The following is a 17,250-nucleotide window of genomic DNA, read 5'->3' as shown; positions in this document are numbered from 1 at the left end:
GTAATGCTAAAACAAAAAACAATCCAAAAAGAGGTTACGTTAACAGGTGTTGGTCTGCATACTGGAAAAAATGTAACAATGGTTTTTAAACCTGCTCCTGAAAATAGTGGATATACATTTGTTCGTGTAGATTTAGAAGGAAACCCAACGATTGAAGCAAGAGTTGAGTTTGTTACCGAAACTGAAAGAGGAACTAATCTTGAAAAGAAAGGAATCAGTATCAATACTTCGGAACATGTATTGGCTGCTGCTGTTGGATTACAAATAGACAATTTAATTATTGAAATTGATGCTTCGGAACCTCCAATAATGGATGGTTCTTCTAAGTTTTTTGTAGAAGCTTTAGAATCAGCAGGAATTGTAGAACAAGAAGCCGAAGTAGAAGAATATATAGTAAAAGAGGTTATTTCTTACAAAGATGAAGCTACAGGAAGTGAAATTATTCTAATGCCTGCAGATGAATATCAAGTAACCACAATGGTAGATTTTGGGACTCAAATTTTAGGAACTCAAAACGCTACATTGAATACCATTTCTGACTTTAAAAAAGAGATATCAGCAGCAAGAACTTTTAGTTTTTTACACGAATTAGAAATGTTGTTGGAACACAACTTAATAAAAGGAGGTGATTTAAACAATGCAATTGTTTATGTAGATAAAGATATTTCTGATGATACTTTAGAAAAGCTAAAAAAGGCTTTTGGGAAAGATGAGATCAAAGTAACAACAAATGGTATTCTAGACAATTTAGAATTGCATTGGGCAAACGAAGCTGCAAAGCACAAATTGTTAGATGTTATTGGAGATTTGGCTTTGGTGGGAACTCGTATTAGAGGAAAAGTTATAGCAAACAAACCAGGTCACAAAGTAAATACTTTGTTTGGAAAACGATTGGCAAACATCATCAAACAAGAAAAGAGAAATGCAGTACCTAATTATGATTTGAATCAGCCACCTTTGATGGACATCAATCAAATTATGAAATTATTGCCACACAGGCCTCCATTTTTGTTGATTGATAGAATTTTGGACTTGGGAGACGATTTTGTAGTAGGAATGAAAAACGTTTCTATGAATGAGCCTTTCTTTGTAGGTCATTTTCCTGAAGCACCTGTAATGCCTGGAGTTATGCAGGTAGAAGCTATGGCTCAATGTGGAGGTATTTTGGTGTTGAGTACCGTTCCAGATCCTGAAAATTATTTGACATATTTCATGAAAATGGACAATGTTAAATTCAAACAAAAAGTTTTACCAGGTGATACGTTAATTTTTAAAGCAGAATTGATTTCTCCAATTAGAAGAGGAATTTGTCATATGAAATCTGTTGGTTATGCCAATGGGAAAGTAGTAGTAGAGGCCGAATTAATGGCTCAAATATCAAAGAAAATAAAATAAACTCATGAATCAACCTTTAGCATATATTCACCCAGGAGCAAAAATTGCACGTAATGTTGTGATAGAGCCTTTCACGACCATTCACAACAATGTAACAATCGGTTCTGGAACTTGGATTGGTTCAAATGTAACCATTATGGAAGGGGCAATTATTGGAGAAAATTGTAAAATTTTTCCTGGAGCAGTAATTTCTGCAATGCCACAAGATTTAAAATACAATGGAGAAGAAACCACTACAATTATTGGTAACAATGTAACCATTAGAGAGTGTGTTACTATTAATAGAGGAACAGCAGATAGAATGAAAACAGTTGTTGGAGATAACTGTTTGATTATGGCTTACTGTCACATTGCGCACGATTGTGTTGTAGGTGATAATTGTATTTTTTCAAACGGAAGTACTTTGGCAGGACATGCTAAAATTGGTAACAGTGTAATTTTAGCTGGAATGACAGCTATTCACCAGTTTTGTTCTATTGGAGATCATGCATTTGTAACAGGTGGGTCTTTGGTTAGAAAAGATGTACCTCCTTTTGTAAAAGCAGCAAGAGAGCCATTATCTTATGTCGGTATTAATTCTGTAGGATTGAGAAGAAGAGGTTTTACTGCTGAAAAAATTCATGAAATTCAGAATATTTATAGAATTTTATTCCAAAGTAAATACAACAATACTCAAGCAATTAGAATTATAGAAGCTGAAATGGAAGCGACTACCGAGAGAGATGAAATCATTAGATTTATACAAACTTCTCATAGAGGTATAATGAAAGGATATTTTAATAATTAAGAAATAAATTTTAGATGGCAACAACATCAGATATTAGAAACGGATTGTGTATTGTTTACAATAGTGATACGTACAAAGTAACAGAGTTTCAACACGTAAAACCTGGAAAAGGACCTGCGTTTGTTAGAACTAAATTGAAAAGTTTGACAAGTGGGAAAGTAATTGATAATACTTTTTCTGCAGGGCATAAGATTGAAGAGGTTAGAGTAGAAACTAGAAAGTATCAATATTTGTATGCAGAAGGGGATACGTTCAACTTTATGAATACAGATGACTACAATCAAATTACTTTAGAAAAAACAGCATTAGATGCTCCTGATTTGTTAAAAGAAGGAGAAGTTGTTACCATTATTGTTCGTGCAGAGGATGAAATGCCTTTGTCTGTAGATATGCCTCAGTCGGTTATTTTAGAAGTAACTTATACAGAACCAGGTATCAAAGGAAATACAGCAACCAATGCGACTAAACCAGCTACTGTTGAAACAGGAGCTTCTGTAAATGTTCCTTTGTTTATAAACGAAGGGGATAAAATTAAAATTGAAACGGCAAAAGGAACTTACCAAGAACGTATCAAAGAATAATTGTAGTTTACACAAATAAAAAAAGGCTTACCAAATTTGGTAAGCCTTTTTTTGTTGTAATTATTTTGTGATGTATTGAAAGGTTCTTGATGAACTTTTATCAGGTGTTGGAAAATCACTAGGAAGTTGTTTTTGTGTTACCCTCCCTGTTGCAGCCCACTCTGTGCCTCTTTGTATGAGTGTAATCAAACCTACAGAGCTAAAAGAAGTCTCATCATGTCCTAAAGTAGTATGAAAAATTCTCCCTTTTTTATATTTAATAGTCATGACTACAGGTTCTTTTTGGTTCAATTCTGTTTTTTTTAGAGCAGAAACAGAAGTTGCTAAAATGGTTACACTTTTAGCAGGTCCTCTCAAATAGGTGTAACATTCATCAGAGGTATGTAGCCATTCTTTAGGAAATCCTTTTGTAATGGGATGTTTACTGTTAAAAGTAGTTACTACAAATTCAGTTCTTTTGGCATGTTTTCCTCCAGGACCTAGACTGTAATCTTTGTGAGGTTTGTTATTGTGATCAACATAAAGGTAAGGACCATTTTTTTCTGTTCTACCTCCCCAACCACCGATACCAATCATTTGATTGTAGGCTTCCCACTTAGGAAAACAATTGTCTGCAGCGTGAATACTTACAAAACCTCCTCCTTTTTTCATGTATTTTTCAAAATCTTTCTGAGTTTCTGATGACCATGGAGCAGCTTTAAATCCAAAATTAGAAACAACGACATCGTATTTAGAAAAATCAGGATGGAAATCGGGGTCTGTTTTTGGAGGTCCTTCTGTGCTTTTAGGAAGGTTGGCAAATGACAACCAATCTTGAAATTTTTTAGAGTTATTAACAAATTTAGTTCGAGCAATATCAACTTTAAACAAGCCTGTTTCTTCTAAGTATTGTTGAATCATGATGGTAGATTTTGGCCAAATAGAATGGTTGTTTTGGCCATCAATAATCAATGCTTTTATTTTTGCTTGAGCCAAACAAGTACTACCCGTGGAGACTGCTAAAAATAAAAGAGAATATAATTTTAATTTTTTCATGTGTTTAAAATTTAAGACAGGAAAAGTTAGATTCTTTTAATTGGTTAGGATGACAATCCTAAGATAGTTTTCAATTGTTCCTTGTCAATTTCTCCTCCAGCAAAATCATCAAAGGTTTTTTGAGTTGCTTCTATAATATGTTTTTGAATAAATGGAGCTCCTTCACTAGCTCCTTGTTCCGGAGATTTTAGACAACATTCCCATTCCATAACTGCCCATACGTCACAATTGTACTGTGTTAATTTAGAGAAAATAGCGGCAAAATCAGTTTGGCCATCTCCTAATGATCTAAACCTACCTGCTCTGTCTACCCAATCACTATAACCACCATATACACCTTGTTTTCCTGTTGAATTAAACTCAGCATCTTTTACATGAAACGCTTTGATGCGTTCGTGATAAATATCAATAAAAGCTAAATAGTCTAATTGTTGCAATACAAAATGGCTTGGATCGTATAAGATATTTGCTCTTTTGTGATTGTTGGTGGCTTCTAAAAAACGTTCAAAAGACACACCATCGTGTAGGTCTTCTCCAGGGTGCAATTCGTAACAAACATCTACACCATGTTCATCAAAATGATTTAGAATTGGAGTCCATCTTTTTGCCAATTCTTCAAAGCCCATTGTAACCAACCCATTAGGACGTTGTGGCCAAGGATATACAGTATGCCATAACAGAGCTCCTGAAAAAGTAGCATGAGAAGTCAGGCCTAATTTTCCGCTTGCAGACCCTGCTTTTTTTACGGTATCAATAGCCCAGTCAGTTCTAGCTTTTGGATTGTTTTTTACGTTGTCAGGAGCAAATCCATCAAACATGGTATCGTAAGCTGGGTTCACAGCCACTAATTGTCCTTGTAAATGTGTAGAAAGTTCTGTGATTTCTAAGCCATAGGAGTTTACTTTTCCTTTTAATTCATCACAATAAATTTGACTATTTGCAGCTTTGTCTAAATCTATCAATGCAGTTTCCCAAGTTGGAATCTGAATACCTTTGTATCCTAAATTTGCTGCCCATTTACACAGAGAGTCTAAATTATTGAAAGGCTCTTCGTTACCCATGAATTGAGCTAAAAATACTGCGGGTCCTTTAATTGTACTCATAGTTTTTGTTTTTAGATTTGTACCCAAGAGGCATTGTTTTGATCACTATTTACAGCAGCGTATATAAATTTCATTCCTCTAATTCCATCTTGTATGGTAGGATAGTCTATTTTTTCTAGAGATTGATGATTGTTTACAGCTGTTAAATGTTTTGTGAAGTTTTTGTAAATGGTAGCAAAAGCTTCCAAATATCCTTCGGGATGTCCTGCTGGAATTCTAGAGATTTCCAAGGCTTGCGGATACAAACCATTACCATTAGGAGTGTATATTTTTTTAGGCTCGTTTAGCCAGCGTGTAATCAATTCATTAGGTTGCTCTTGATGCCATTCAATAGCACCTTTCTCACCATATACTTTAATTGCTAAATTGTTTTCTTCACCCAAAGCAATTTGTGAAATAGAGATAGTTCCTTTGGCTCCATTTTCCATTCTAATCAACATATTTCCGTCATCGTCTAAGGTTCTTCCTTCTCCAAAACGACCCAAGTCTGCAGCAATTTCTTTTATTTTTAACCCTGTAATATATTCTGTCAAGTTTTCGGCATGCGTACCAATATCACCTAAAGCTCCTCCAATTCCAGATTTTTTAGGATCAATTCTCCAAGCAGCTTGCTTTTGTCCTGTTTTCTCAACAGATGTTGCTAGCCAACCTTGTAAATATTGCACTTGAATTTTTCGAATGTTTCCAAGATCTCCATTTTCAATCATCGCTTTGGCTTGTTTTACCATAGGATGTCCTGTGTAATTGTGTGTAAGAGCAAAAAGTTTTCCACTTTCTGTAATCACTTGTTCTAGTTCAATAGCTTCTTCTAGAGTTAGAGTTACAGGTTTATCACAAACTACATGAAAGCCACTCTGCAAAGCTAATTTGGCAGGAGGAAAGTGCATGTGATTTGGAGTGACAATGGCTACAAAATCCATTCGTTCTTCTGTAGGTAGTTCTTTTTCTTTTTGGATCATTTCGGTGTAATTGGCGTAACATCTATTTTCTGAAATTCCGAGTTTTTTTCCAGATTCAATAGAAGTTTTAGGGTTGCTACTAAAAGCCCCACAGACCAATTCAATCATTCCGTCAATACTGGCAGCTTTTCGGTGTACATCTCCAATAAAAGAGCCAATACCTCCTCCAATCATTCCCATTTTAATTTTTTTCATGTATACTTATTTGGTTAATTTTTGTTGATTATTTCTGTTGTTTTTTCATAAATATAGATAATCCTGCAAAACAAAAAATCAGAATTGCTGGTAAAATAGACATGGTTTTTAAAGCTTCGGTAGCATTGGCATTGTCCATTAAATTTCCCATAATTGGTAAAACAATGGAAACAGATAACATTCCTGCTCCTCCCATAATAGAAAGTCCTAAAGCTCCAGTTTCGGGTAAGTATTCGGCTACAAAACCTAGCATCGTAGGCCAGAAAAAAGTAACTCCTAAAGCAAAAACTGCAGCAGCTACAAAAGTCATTCCTCCAGTAGAAATGGTTAGTAACCAAAGTCCAGCAAAAGTTAAAATAGCAGAATACAACAACATTCCCGAAGGTTTTAGTTTGTGTACTATATTTCCTGCAAATAACCTGCCTAAGGCCATAATTCCATTGATAAAAGCCAAAACTAACAAAGGAGCTGTCACAGAGGTTTTTAATAAAGATTCTATTCGTTGTGTGGTTCCTAATTCTGAAGCGGCAGTTAAAAACATGCAAAATACCATGAATAGAAATAATGGTTTTCCTAAACTAGCTAACATTTTTCCGTTGCTAATTCCCATTTGCATACGCTCAGTTAATGGAAAATTTTGTCCGTAAAATAGTGCTCCATAGGCCATTAATGGAAGGAATAAAGTAGCAACCATATATTGCCAATCCAATCCTAAAACATCCATAATCAAATAACCGACTAAAGAACCTATAACAATTCCCCCAGGAAACCATACATGGAATCTATTCAGCATTTTTGTTTTTTGGTTGGTATACATAGAAGCAATCATGGGGTTCAGTGCAGCTTCTACCATTCCGTTTCCTATTCCAATAAATAAGGTTGCAATAAACAACGAAGTCATGGTGTTTGCCATCAGTGTTAAAACAATTCCTATTGCATGTGTTACAAAAGCAATCCAAGTAATTCTTTTAATACCTAACGTATCTACCAGAGGTCCACCAATAATCATGGCTAAGGTAAATCCCCAAAAAGCTGGTGTAAAAGCATAACCTATTTGTTCCAAAGTCAAACCGACACCTTCGGGTCCAAAAACAGTTTCCAATCTTGCTCTAATAGCAAAAGTCATTGCAGTGGTAATAAGAGCAAGGCTACTTGCTGTAAAAAGTCTCTTTGTTTTGATTGCACTCATAGTGTTGTAGCTTTTGAACCGTTTTTTGCTTTTTGTAGCAGCATAAAACAATCTGTAGTGTTGATTTAATTTTATTTTAAAACAATTTTTGTTGTTGTTTCTATTGTATACATCTGTTTTTAATGAGATATATGTAAAATTAGTCAACTATTTTAAAAAGATGTTTACAATTTTGCACTGAAAAATATTAAACAACTTAAACGGTAGAGAGATTTTTAGATTTGTATTCGTTTGGTGTGCATTTTTCATATTTCTTAAAAATGGTTGAAAAATATTGACTGGAAGTGAATCCGCAACTATAAGCAATGTTGGTGATGTTGGAATAAGGTTCCTCTATAAGTAATTTTTTGGCTATTTCTAACCTTCGGATGTTTAAATACTTCATAGGAGTTAAGTTGGTAATTTGTTTGCAATGGTAAGTAAATCGAGTCAATCCTACTCCAGCTGAATTTGCCATTTCTTCTACAGTCCAATTGTTTTGTAAATTGTTTTCTAGTTCGTCTAAAAACAATCTCACACTTCTAGAACTGTCAGTTAAAGTTTCGTTTAGAGGAATGTCTTCTTTATCAGTTAGTTCTAGAATTAAGAGTAACAAATAGTTGACCAATAGTCTAATAGAAGAAGCACTACTACCATTGTTGTCTTGTTTGATAGCTTTGTAAATCTTTGAGAAACAGTCTTTAAAGTTAGGGTTTGTTTTCCATACTTGTTTGTCATTCTTTCTTAAGGCAGTGGTTAATCTATCCAAATCTTTAGGAGTTAACGTAATCCAATCAGGCCATTCCCACTCTTGATGTGGCCTTCGGATCCCTAAATCTATAATCACCCAGTAAAATTTTCCCATTCCAATAATCGGGCTTCCTACTTTGTGAATTTCCCATGGACGAGTAATGGTAAGGTCTCCTGGAACGAGCATGGTTTCAGAATTTCCTTGAGCATAAGGCATGTATCCGGATTCTAAAAAATGAAACTCAATTCCTTCATTTCGATGCCAATCTAAACCCCAATCTTGTGGAGTGTTGGCATCCCAATAACCTATGCTGTTGAGTCCTTTTGTATTTTCATCCAGTCTTTTTCCTGGGTAAGAATGTCTGGCAAGTGCTTGAAAATCTAACTTTTTTCTGTCAAAAGCATCAGTGAGTGGCAAACAAGTGTCTGCGTGATATACAATTCCATTTGCTTCGTAATATATTTTATTTTGCTCGTTTGATTTCATTGAAGAAAATTAAACATTATTTTGTGATAAAAAATTCATTTATAGATAAAAATTGAATTATTCATAATAAATATAGCTTATATGTATTAAAAAATATTAATATAGAAACAGTATATGTTTACAATGTAAGCATAAAGGAGCTTTGAAAACCATTATATAGAATGTTAAAAAAACATAATTATTTGTAAGATTTTGTTTTTATACAAAGCGAAATTTCTCTGTTGGATTAACAAATTCACATGTTTTAGGGTTAGATTAGGTTGTTATTTTAACAAGATTAAAGTTATTCGTTAAATTGCTGATAAAATCTTAGTGTGCTCTTTTTTGAATAGAAAATATAACTATATTTGGCTACACATAAACATATTTATCATTATATCACATTATGAGTGTATTAGTAAACAAAGATTCGAAAATTATTGTTCAAGGATTTACAGGAAGTGAAGGAACTTTTCACGCTTCACAGATGATTGAATACGGAACAAATATTGTAGGTGGAGTTACTCCAGGAAAAGGAGGACAAGAGCACTTGGGTAAACCTGTTTTTAATACAGTACAAGATGCAGTTGATAAAGCAGAGGCAGATACCACTATTATTTTTGTACCACCAGCATTTGCTGCAGACGCAATTATGGAAGCTGCAGATGCAGGAATCAAAGTGATTATTTGTATTACGGAAGGTATTCCTGTTGCGGATATGGTGAAAGTAAAAGGATATTTACAAAATAAAGAAGCTCGTTTGATTGGACCTAACTGTCCAGGTGTAATTACTCCAGAAGAAGCAAAGGTTGGAATTATGCCAGGATTCATTTTCAAGAAAGGAAATGTTGGGATTGTTTCTAAATCTGGAACGTTGACTTATGAAGCTGCGGATCAAGTAGTAAAACAAGGATACGGAATTACAACAGCTATTGGTATTGGTGGAGATCCAATTATTGGAACTACTACAAAAGAGGCAGTAGAAATGTTGATGAATGATCCAGAAACTGAGGCTATTGTAATGATTGGTGAGATTGGAGGTCAATTAGAGGCAGAAGCTGCAAGATGGGTAAAAGCAGATGGTAACAGAAAACCAGTTGTTGGGTTTATTGCAGGACAAACTGCACCAGCAGGACGTACTATGGGACATGCTGGAGCTATTGTAAGTGGTGAAGGAGAATCTGCACAAGCAAAGATGGAAATTTTAGCAGAAAATGGAATACACGTTGTAGCATCACCAGCTAAAATTGGAGAAGCAATTGCACAAGTATTGTCAGCAGTAGCTAAATAATTAAGAAAAGATTTTTATGGGGTTATTAGAAAATAAAACAGCAATCATTACAGGTGCTACTAGAGGTATTGGTAAAGGGATTGCTATGGAATTTGCTAAACAAGGTGCTAATGTAGCATTTACGTATAGTTCTTCGGTAGAAGCTGCAAACGCTTTGGAAGCAGAATTGACTGCTTTTGGTGTAAAAGCAAAAGGATACCAATCCAATGCTGCAGATTTTGATGCTGCACAAACTTTGGCTGCCGACGTATTAAAAGAATTTGGAACAATTGACGTTTTGATTAACAACGCAGGAATTACCAAAGACAATTTGTTGATGCGTATTTCTGAAGACGATTTTGATAAGGTGATTGAGGTCAACTTAAAATCGGTTTTCAATTTGACAAAAGCAGTGATTCGTCCTATGATGAAACAAAGGGCAGGTTCTATCATCAACATGAGTTCTGTTGTGGGTGTTCAAGGAAATGCAGGACAAACAAACTATGCTGCTTCTAAAGCAGGAATGTTAGGGTTTACCAAATCCGTTGCTTTGGAATTAGGATCAAGAAATATTCGTTGCAATGCCATTGCTCCAGGATTTATAGAAACAGAAATGACAGCTAAGTTAGACGAGGCGGTTGTGGATGGATGGAGACAAGGGATTCCTTTAAAAAGAGGAGGTCAACCAGAAGATATTGCCAATGCATGTGTGTTCTTAGCTTCTGACATGTCTGCATATATTACAGGTCAAACATTGAATGTTGATGGAGGTATGATTACTGCCTAAAAACATAAAAAACAATAAATTTAAACTGCTCTAAAGTTCCTGCTTTAAGAGCAGTTTTTTTATATTTATAAAAAAGAATTTCAATGAAAATAGATAAGATTCAAGAAAAAGTTTTGTCCAATCAATGGAAGCCTTTGAAAGAATTTGTATATCAATATACTGCTTCTGATGGACGAGTATTTGAACAAAAAAGAGAGGTGTATGACAAAGGTGATGGAGCAGCAGTTTTGATGTACAACAAAGCGACTCAAAAAGTTTTACTGACTCAACAGTTTAGAATGCCAGCATACATCAATCATGTTTCAGAAGGGATTGTGACAGAAGTACCTGCAGGAATGTTGGATAAAGACGATCCTGAAACGTGTATAATCAGGGAGATAGAAGAAGAGACTGGCTATAGAGTACCCAAAGTAAAATCCGTAGGAGATGTCATTATGACTCCTGGTGCGGTAACAGAAGTTACATACATGTTTGTAGCAGCTTATGATGAAAGCATGAAAGTATCAGCAGGCGGTGGTTTGGAAGACGAACAGGAAGATATTCTGATTTTTGAAATGAACTTTGATGACGTGAAAAAAAGTATTCAAAACAATGAAATTAAAGATGGTAAAACTTTAATTTTGTTGCAATATGCTTGGATTCATGGTTTATTAGAATCCTAAATAAAAAAAATAATATATAAAAATACATCGACTAAATGGCAAAAGTAGTAATCAATAGTTTTGAAGATTTTAAAGCATACGAAGGGAAAGAAATAGGAGTGTCTGAATATTTAGACGTACCTCAAGAAAGAATCAATCAATTTGCAGATGCCACTCTAGATCATCAATGGATTCATTGCGATGCAGAAAAAGCAAAAGAAGGACCGTTTGGAAATACTATTGCTCACGGATATTTAACACTTTCTTTGATGCCTTATTTGTGGGAACAAATAATAGAGGTAAATAACAGTAAAATGTTAGTGAATTACGGAATTGAAAAATTAAGATTTAACAAACCCGTATCTGTAGGAAGTAGATTGAGATTAAGAACGAAGTTGAAATCTATTGATAATTTAAGAGGAATTTCCAAAGCAGTGTTATCTATCAATATAGAAATAGAAGGAGAGCGTAAAACGGCATTAGATGCTGATATTATATTTTTATACCACTTTGTGAATTGATGCATACTAAAGAAGAAATAAGAATATTAGTGCAACAAAATATTCATCAAATTAAAATTAGTGAGTTTGCTGGAGATGGTGGTTGGCCTAATATAGATGCTGTGGACGTGGAAATTCATAAGCACGTTAAAATAGATTCCGAAGAAGTAGTATACCTACATATTTTATATACTGTAGATAGGGCTGGTTGTTGTTTTATACCAGGTAGAGAGGATTATATGAGGTTGGCTAAAAAAGCAACCCTACAAAACAATCAATTAAAATTTGAATAACACAATGAGTACACAAAAATTTAATTTTCCTAAAGGACTTCCAGTCATCATTATTTTAGTGGTGGTAGGAATTATTTTTGTTTCCAAAACAGCGCTTACAATTGATGCTGGTAAAGCAGGAGTATTGTTCAAAACGTTTGGAGGTGGTGTAGAAACAGAAAAACCTGCTTTGGGAGAAGGCTTTCACATTATTGCTCCTTGGAATAAAGTTTATGAGTACGATGTAAGACAACAAGAGTTGTTTGAGAAAATGAAAGTTTTGTCATCTAATGGTTTGGATATTTTGTTAGAGGTAACTGCTTGGTACAAACCTCAGACAGATAAATTAGGATTGTTGTATCAAAAGAAAGGACAGAATTACTTAGAAACGGTGATAAAACCTTCTTTAAGATCTGCAGCTCGTTCTGTAGTGGGGCGTTACACACCAGAGCAAATATATTCTAGCAAAAGAGATGTGATTCAGAGTGAAATTTTTGATGAGACTAAGAAGTTGTTAGAGAGTCAGTACATTCAGTTGAACAATGTGCTGGTAAGAGATGTAACTTTACCACCAACAATTAAAACTGCTATAGAAAACAAATTAAAACAAGAACAAGAGTTTTTAGAGTACGAATTTACCATTCAGAAAGCACAAAAAGAAGCTGAGCGTCAGCGAATAGATGCAGAGGGAAAAGCGGCTGCCAACAGAATTTTAAACGAATCTTTGTCTGATAAAATTTTAAAAGAAAAAGGAATTCAAGCTACGGTAGAATTGGCAAAATCTCCAAACTCAAAAGTGATTGTGATTGGTTCAGGAAAAGAGGGATTACCTTTAATCTTAGGAAATCAATAAAAAATAAATTTACTTTTTTGTTATAAGATGAACAAAAGTTGTTTTTAGATTTGATAGGTGTTTTCTTTCATATCAAAAAATGAACTGTGATTATTGTATCAAGTGTTTAGTGCACGGATATAAGACGTCAGTGATTTATGATTTAAACATTATGTGAATCATTCTATTTCAATGTGTCTTTTCTCAAATTAAAACACTAATCTTTCTGAAATAATTGAGAACTATAAATCATGATCAAAGGAATTTACGAAACCCACATCAATGTTGAAAATATAGAAAAATCTATTGATTTTTACCAAAATGTATTGGGCTTGGAAAAATGTGGATATAACGATGAGAGAAGAATTGCGTTTTTTTGGGTAGGAAAACCACAAGAATATATGTTGGGATTATGGGAAAAACCCAAAACAGAAATTGTAACCATGCATTTTGCTTTTAGGTGTGATAAAGAAGATATTCTAAACAAATCTGTAGGATTTTTAAAAGCTAGAGATTTAAAACCGTACAACTTTTTAAAGGACAAAACGGAAAAACCTATGGTTTTTGCTTGGATGCCTGCAGTAGCTATTTATTTTGACGATCCAGACGGTCATTGTTTGGAGTTTATCGCAATTTTAGAAGGAGAACCCAAACCAGAATTGGGAATTATTTCCTATGAAAAATGGTTGGAAAGTTAAAGATAAAATTGATTAGTACTTTGTGATTTTATGAAGTTGGTTTATATTGTAAGAATCAATTCTATGTATTATGAATATTGATATTCAAATACAAAAAGAGAGTTGTTACTCTTCTTTGTCAATTACTACCAAGGCCATTTTGATGGCTGCATAGTCTAACTGTTCGTTAAAATACTCATAATAACTTTTTAATGCATTGGGGTTTTCAACTTTTGTTTTAGCTTCACGTACGGCTTCTATTTCTTTTTCGGAGACAAAATCATTCAGGTTCACTTGTATTCCCTCATTGTATAATTTCACAAAATGGCTCTGAATGGTATTGACATTCAATCCACGTTCTTGAGCTATTTCTTCTATAGACAAGCCTTTTTTGTACAAGTCGTAAGTCTCTAAATGTGTGGCAGATTTTCCTCTTTTTTTCTTGACTGGTTTTACTACTTTCTCTTTATTGAACTGAATGATTTCTGTGATAAAATCAAAACCGTAATCCTCTAATTTTTGTTTTCCAACTCCGCTAATAGCCAAAAACTCTTCATCGGTTACAGGTCGTTCTTTTGCTATTTCTTGTAACGTTGCATCACTAAAAATTACGTATGCAGGAACCTTTTTAGCTGTAGCCAATTCCAAACGCAACACACGCAAACGTTCAAATAAATTATTTTTAGGAGTACTTGCTTTTTGAGGTGTTTTTTCGTCTACTTTTACAAAATCAACAGGTTTGGTTAGCGAAACCTTCATACTATTGAACAACACTTCTTTAGAAAGGTCGTTTAGTTTTAAGGCATTGTTTTCATGAAAAGCAATTTCACAAAACCCTTGATTCACCAATTGCACTACATATTGTTGCAAATCTTTCCAGGCAATGTCTCTAGCAACTCCATAAGTTTTTAGTTGTTGGTAATTTTTTTCTACAATTGTTGCATTTTGCGAGCCTCTCAAAAAATCTACCACCACATTTAAAGGTTCATTTTCTTGCAATCTGTAAATTCCAGACAATACCTTTTGTGCAACAACAGTTCCATCAAAGAAGGTAGGAGGGTGGTTGCAAACATCACAGTTTCCACATTTTTCGGTTGCCATTTCACCAAAATAACTCAACAATATATTTCTTCTGCAACTTGTCGCCTCTGCATATTGTCGCATTCGTTCTAGCTTTGCCAATTGCACTTCTTTGTTGCCAGAATTTTCTGCAAACTTTTGTAACTGAATTACATCGGCATAAGAATGGAATAAAATGGTTTCAGAATCTATACCATCACGACCAGCACGACCAATTTCTTGATAATATCCCTCTATGTTTTTGGGCAAGTTGTAATGAATGATCCAACGGACATTGGATTTGTCTATTCCCATTCCAAAAGCAATCGTAGCACAAATAATAGGAGTTGTGTCGTGAATAAAATTTTCTTGAGTTTTACTTCGTATTTCCGCAGGCAATCCTGCATGATAAGCAGCTGCTTTGTAACCACTTTTTTGCAAACGTTCTGCCAATTGTTCCGTCTGTTTTCTACTTAAACAATACACAATTCCAGATTCCTGAGGTCTAGTCTTTACAAAATCTACAATTTGTTTTACACGATCTTGAGCCGGACGAACTTCCAAACTTAGGTTAGCTCTGTTAAAAGAACTGATGTTTCTTTTAGCGTTGGCAATGTCCAATTGATTGGCAATATCTTCACGAGTAGCTTTGTCTGCCGTAGCGGTTAAAGCTACTAATGGAGTGTTGGGCAATCGTTTTTTTAGAAAAGAAAGTTGAGTGTAGGCAGGTCTAAAATCATGTCCCCAAGAAGAAATACAGTGGGCTTCATCTACAGCAATCAAACTAATTTCTGTGACTTGAGACAGTTGTTCAAAAAAAGTCAAACTCTCGGGAGCCAAATACAAAAGTTTGATACTTCCATATTTTACCTGTTCCATAATTTCGGTATTCTCGCTACTAGATTGAGAACTATTCACATAAGCAGCAGAAATTCCGTTGGCATTTAAAGCATCTACCTGATCTTTCATCAAAGCAATCAATGGAGAAATAACCAAAGTCAACCCCTTTAGTAAAAGCGCTGGTAATTGAAAACAAATGGATTTACCACCACCTGTAGGCATGATTACCAAATTGTCATCTCCATTTAAAATACTAGTGATGATTTCTTTTTGTAAAGGCCTAAACTGGTCGTAACCAAAATAGTCCTTTAAAGTTTTGTGTAAAAGGATATCTTGTTGTTTCATAACCGCTTAATATAATTTTATGGCTTGTTCTAAAATTGTTTGAATTAAAATAACATCAATGTCTTGATTTGGATTGATAGGAAGTATTTTAAATCTTTTTCTGTCTCCTTGAATTAATGCAGGGTGATGTAATTCTAAACCTTTAGAAAAACTGATGTAGGGTTCGTTTGTTTTTTTGTCTTTCCAAAGATAACACAATGGTTTTCCTTTAAAATAAAAATAAGGGAGTTTCCATTTGTATAACAATTCAATGTCTGAATCATGATTGATGATAAAGTCTCTGAGAAATAAGAATGCACTTTTGTAGGGTTCCTCTTGTTTCTCAAAAAAGTTATCGGTGTTATTCATGAATATTTTTTTATACTACTATAATAGGTGTTCTAGCGTAATTGAGAACAATACATCTAGACTACGTTGGATGAACTTAATATTAGGCTAAATAATAATCTAAAGACTCAATAATTAATTCTGGAGTTACTTTACAATCAATTTTACATTTTTCCATTCCCTCTAACAATACAAAATTGACTTGTCCGTTTACGTTCTTTTTGTCGTGTTTCATCAAATCTAAAACAGCATCGTAGTCTTCTGGCAAAACGGGTACTTTTCCAAAAATACCTGTAATAGTTTTTTTGATAATAGCCAATACATCCTCAGGAAAACCTAACAATTTAGATGAAATATAGGTCTCGGTAATCATTCCCAAAGCAATTGCCTGACCATGAGTTAAGGTTTCTTTATGCTCAGATTCTAGAAAGTAAGATTCTACTGCGTGACCAATAGTATGTCCGTAGTTTAATATTTTTCGCAAACTAGCTTCCAATCGATCTTCAAGAACCACTTCGTTTTTAATTTCTATAGAACGGTGAATCATTCCAATCAAATCTACTTCTTCGGTTTCGTCTAAAAATTGTTTCCAAAGAGATTCATCATAAGTCAATCCATATTTGATGATCTCTGCCATTCCAGATGTAATTTCTTTTTCAGATAAAGTCTGTAAATACATAGGATCTATAATCACCATTTCTGGATCTGCAAACAATCCAATTTGATTTTTTAAAACACCTAAATCCACACCCGTTTTTCCTCCAACAGAAGCATCAACCATGCTTAATAATGTTGTTGGAATGTTGATGAATTGAATTCCGCGTTTGTACGCAGAAGCCACAAAACCTCCCATGTCAGTAATGACTCCACCACCAATATTGATCAACAAACTTTTTCTATCTGCACCTAAATCTGTCAAAGCTTGCCACAAACTCATACAAGTTCCTAGGTTTTTATTCACTTCACCAGATTCAATTTCAATTATTTCAAAAACAACTTCAGCGGTAATTTCTTGTTGCAAAATAGGTAAACAGTGCTCATGTGTATTTTCATCTACCAAAATGAAAATAGTTTTAAAAGCCTTGGAAACAATAAATTCGTTCAACGCATTGTAACCAGTTTCTTGAAAATGAACAGGGTAGCTTGTAGATAAGATAGTTTGCATGTAGTTTTGTATTTGATGCGCAAATTACAGTAAAATATTTTTTTTTCATAACCTAGTTTGTAATAATAATTAATGTCTTTCGACTAGCATTAAATT

The 17,250-nt window shown here is 34.2% G+C and carries 18 protein-coding genes; 10 read left to right on the top strand and 8 right to left on the bottom strand.

Going from position 1 to position 17,250, the window contains the following annotated elements:
• Positions 1–3 precede the first annotated feature (3 nt).
• The 3 genes from Q4548_RS06635 to efp are packed head-to-tail and all read left to right on the top strand — an operon-like array spanning position 4 to position 2,763.
• On the top strand, positions 4–1,395 hold the full coding sequence (locus tag Q4548_RS06635) for a bifunctional UDP-3-O-[3-hydroxymyristoyl] N-acetylglucosamine deacetylase/3-hydroxyacyl-ACP dehydratase (protein WP_303452826.1): 1,392 nt from the start codon (positions 4–6) through the stop codon (positions 1,393–1,395).
• Positions 1,396–1,399: 4 nt separating this feature from the next.
• Positions 1,400–2,182 (top strand): acyl-ACP--UDP-N-acetylglucosamine O-acyltransferase, encoded by a 783-nt coding sequence (gene lpxA / locus Q4548_RS06630; protein WP_303452824.1) that lies wholly within the window; start codon positions 1,400–1,402, stop codon positions 2,180–2,182.
• 14 nt (positions 2,183–2,196) lie between these two features.
• A complete protein-coding gene (gene efp, locus Q4548_RS06625) occupies positions 2,197–2,763 on the top strand; it encodes an elongation factor P (RefSeq protein ID WP_303452822.1) in 567 nt (188 codons plus the stop codon).
• A gap of 60 nt (positions 2,764–2,823) precedes the next feature.
• Here the strand turns inward: efp and Q4548_RS06620 are convergent, their stop codons facing one another.
• The 5 genes from Q4548_RS06620 to Q4548_RS06600 all read right to left on the bottom strand — a co-directional run bounded on the left by Q4548_RS06620 (position 2,824) and on the right by Q4548_RS06600 (position 8,460).
• A complete protein-coding gene (locus Q4548_RS06620) occupies positions 2,824–3,798 on the bottom strand; it encodes a ThuA domain-containing protein (RefSeq protein WP_303452820.1) in 975 nt (324 codons plus the stop codon).
• Between the two features lie 44 nt (positions 3,799–3,842).
• Positions 3,843–4,901: a sugar phosphate isomerase/epimerase gene (locus Q4548_RS06615; protein ID WP_303452818.1), complete on the bottom strand. Its 1,059-nt coding sequence runs from the start codon at positions 4,899–4,901 to the stop codon at positions 3,843–3,845.
• Between the two features lie 11 nt (positions 4,902–4,912).
• Complete coding sequence (locus Q4548_RS06610) at positions 4,913–6,055, bottom strand: Gfo/Idh/MocA family protein (RefSeq protein ID WP_303452817.1); 1,143 nt, start codon at positions 6,053–6,055, stop codon at positions 4,913–4,915.
• 28 nt (positions 6,056–6,083) lie between these two features.
• Positions 6,084–7,244, bottom strand: coding sequence for a sugar MFS transporter (locus Q4548_RS06605; RefSeq protein ID WP_303452815.1), 1,161 nt, complete (start codon positions 7,242–7,244; stop codon positions 6,084–6,086).
• Positions 7,245–7,440: 196 nt separating this feature from the next.
• Positions 7,441–8,460, bottom strand: a complete 1,020-nt coding sequence (locus Q4548_RS06600) for a helix-turn-helix transcriptional regulator (RefSeq protein WP_303452812.1) — start codon at positions 8,458–8,460, stop codon at positions 7,441–7,443.
• Between the two features lie 385 nt (positions 8,461–8,845).
• On the opposite strand from Q4548_RS06600, the gene sucD reads away from it, so the two are divergent.
• The 7 genes from sucD to Q4548_RS06565 all read left to right on the top strand — a co-directional run bounded on the left by sucD (position 8,846) and on the right by Q4548_RS06565 (position 13,439).
• Positions 8,846–9,730, top strand: coding sequence for a succinate--CoA ligase subunit alpha (sucD, locus tag Q4548_RS06595; protein WP_303452810.1), 885 nt, complete (start codon positions 8,846–8,848; stop codon positions 9,728–9,730).
• 16 nt (positions 9,731–9,746) lie between these two features.
• Positions 9,747–10,496, top strand: coding sequence for a 3-oxoacyl-[acyl-carrier-protein] reductase (fabG, locus tag Q4548_RS06590; RefSeq protein ID WP_303452808.1), 750 nt, complete (start codon positions 9,747–9,749; stop codon positions 10,494–10,496).
• Between the two features lie 83 nt (positions 10,497–10,579).
• Positions 10,580–11,158 carry an NUDIX domain-containing protein gene (locus tag Q4548_RS06585; RefSeq protein ID WP_303452806.1) on the top strand — a complete coding sequence of 193 codons (579 nt, stop codon included), beginning with the start codon at positions 10,580–10,582 and terminating at the stop codon, positions 11,156–11,158.
• 35 nt (positions 11,159–11,193) lie between these two features.
• Complete coding sequence (locus Q4548_RS06580; protein WP_303452805.1) at positions 11,194–11,658, top strand: MaoC family dehydratase; 465 nt, start codon at positions 11,194–11,196, stop codon at positions 11,656–11,658.
• A complete protein-coding gene (locus Q4548_RS06575) occupies positions 11,658–11,930 on the top strand; it encodes a hypothetical protein (protein ID WP_303452803.1) in 273 nt (90 codons plus the stop codon). The genes Q4548_RS06580 and Q4548_RS06575 overlap by 1 nt, the downstream gene beginning before the upstream one ends.
• A gap of 4 nt (positions 11,931–11,934) precedes the next feature.
• Positions 11,935–12,762 carry a prohibitin family protein gene (locus tag Q4548_RS06570; protein WP_303452801.1) on the top strand — a complete coding sequence of 276 codons (828 nt, stop codon included), beginning with the start codon at positions 11,935–11,937 and terminating at the stop codon, positions 12,760–12,762.
• A 230-nt stretch (positions 12,763–12,992) separates the two neighbouring features.
• Complete coding sequence (locus Q4548_RS06565; protein ID WP_303452799.1) at positions 12,993–13,439, top strand: VOC family protein; 447 nt, start codon at positions 12,993–12,995, stop codon at positions 13,437–13,439.
• A gap of 105 nt (positions 13,440–13,544) precedes the next feature.
• Here Q4548_RS06565 and recQ read toward each other — a convergent pair whose 3' ends face one another.
• The 3 genes from recQ to aroB form a co-directional block, all read right to left on the bottom strand.
• On the bottom strand, positions 13,545–15,662 hold the full coding sequence (gene recQ / locus Q4548_RS06560; RefSeq protein WP_303452797.1) for a DNA helicase RecQ: 2,118 nt from the start codon (positions 15,660–15,662) through the stop codon (positions 13,545–13,547).
• A 6-nt stretch (positions 15,663–15,668) separates the two neighbouring features.
• On the bottom strand, positions 15,669–16,010 hold the full coding sequence (locus Q4548_RS06555; RefSeq protein ID WP_303452795.1) for a DUF1801 domain-containing protein: 342 nt from the start codon (positions 16,008–16,010) through the stop codon (positions 15,669–15,671).
• An 82-nt stretch (positions 16,011–16,092) separates the two neighbouring features.
• Entirely contained in the window at positions 16,093–17,154 is a 1,062-nt protein-coding gene (gene aroB / locus Q4548_RS06550) for a 3-dehydroquinate synthase (RefSeq protein ID WP_303452794.1), read from the bottom strand.
• Positions 17,155–17,250: the final 96 nt, after the last annotated feature.

It is taken from the genome of Wenyingzhuangia sp. 2_MG-2023 (assembly GCF_030548295.1).
GTDB lineage: Bacteria > Bacteroidota > Bacteroidia > Flavobacteriales > Flavobacteriaceae > Wenyingzhuangia.
The sequence above is the reverse complement of the archived record's forward strand: the minus strand, read 5'-3'. Positions and strand labels throughout refer to the sequence as shown.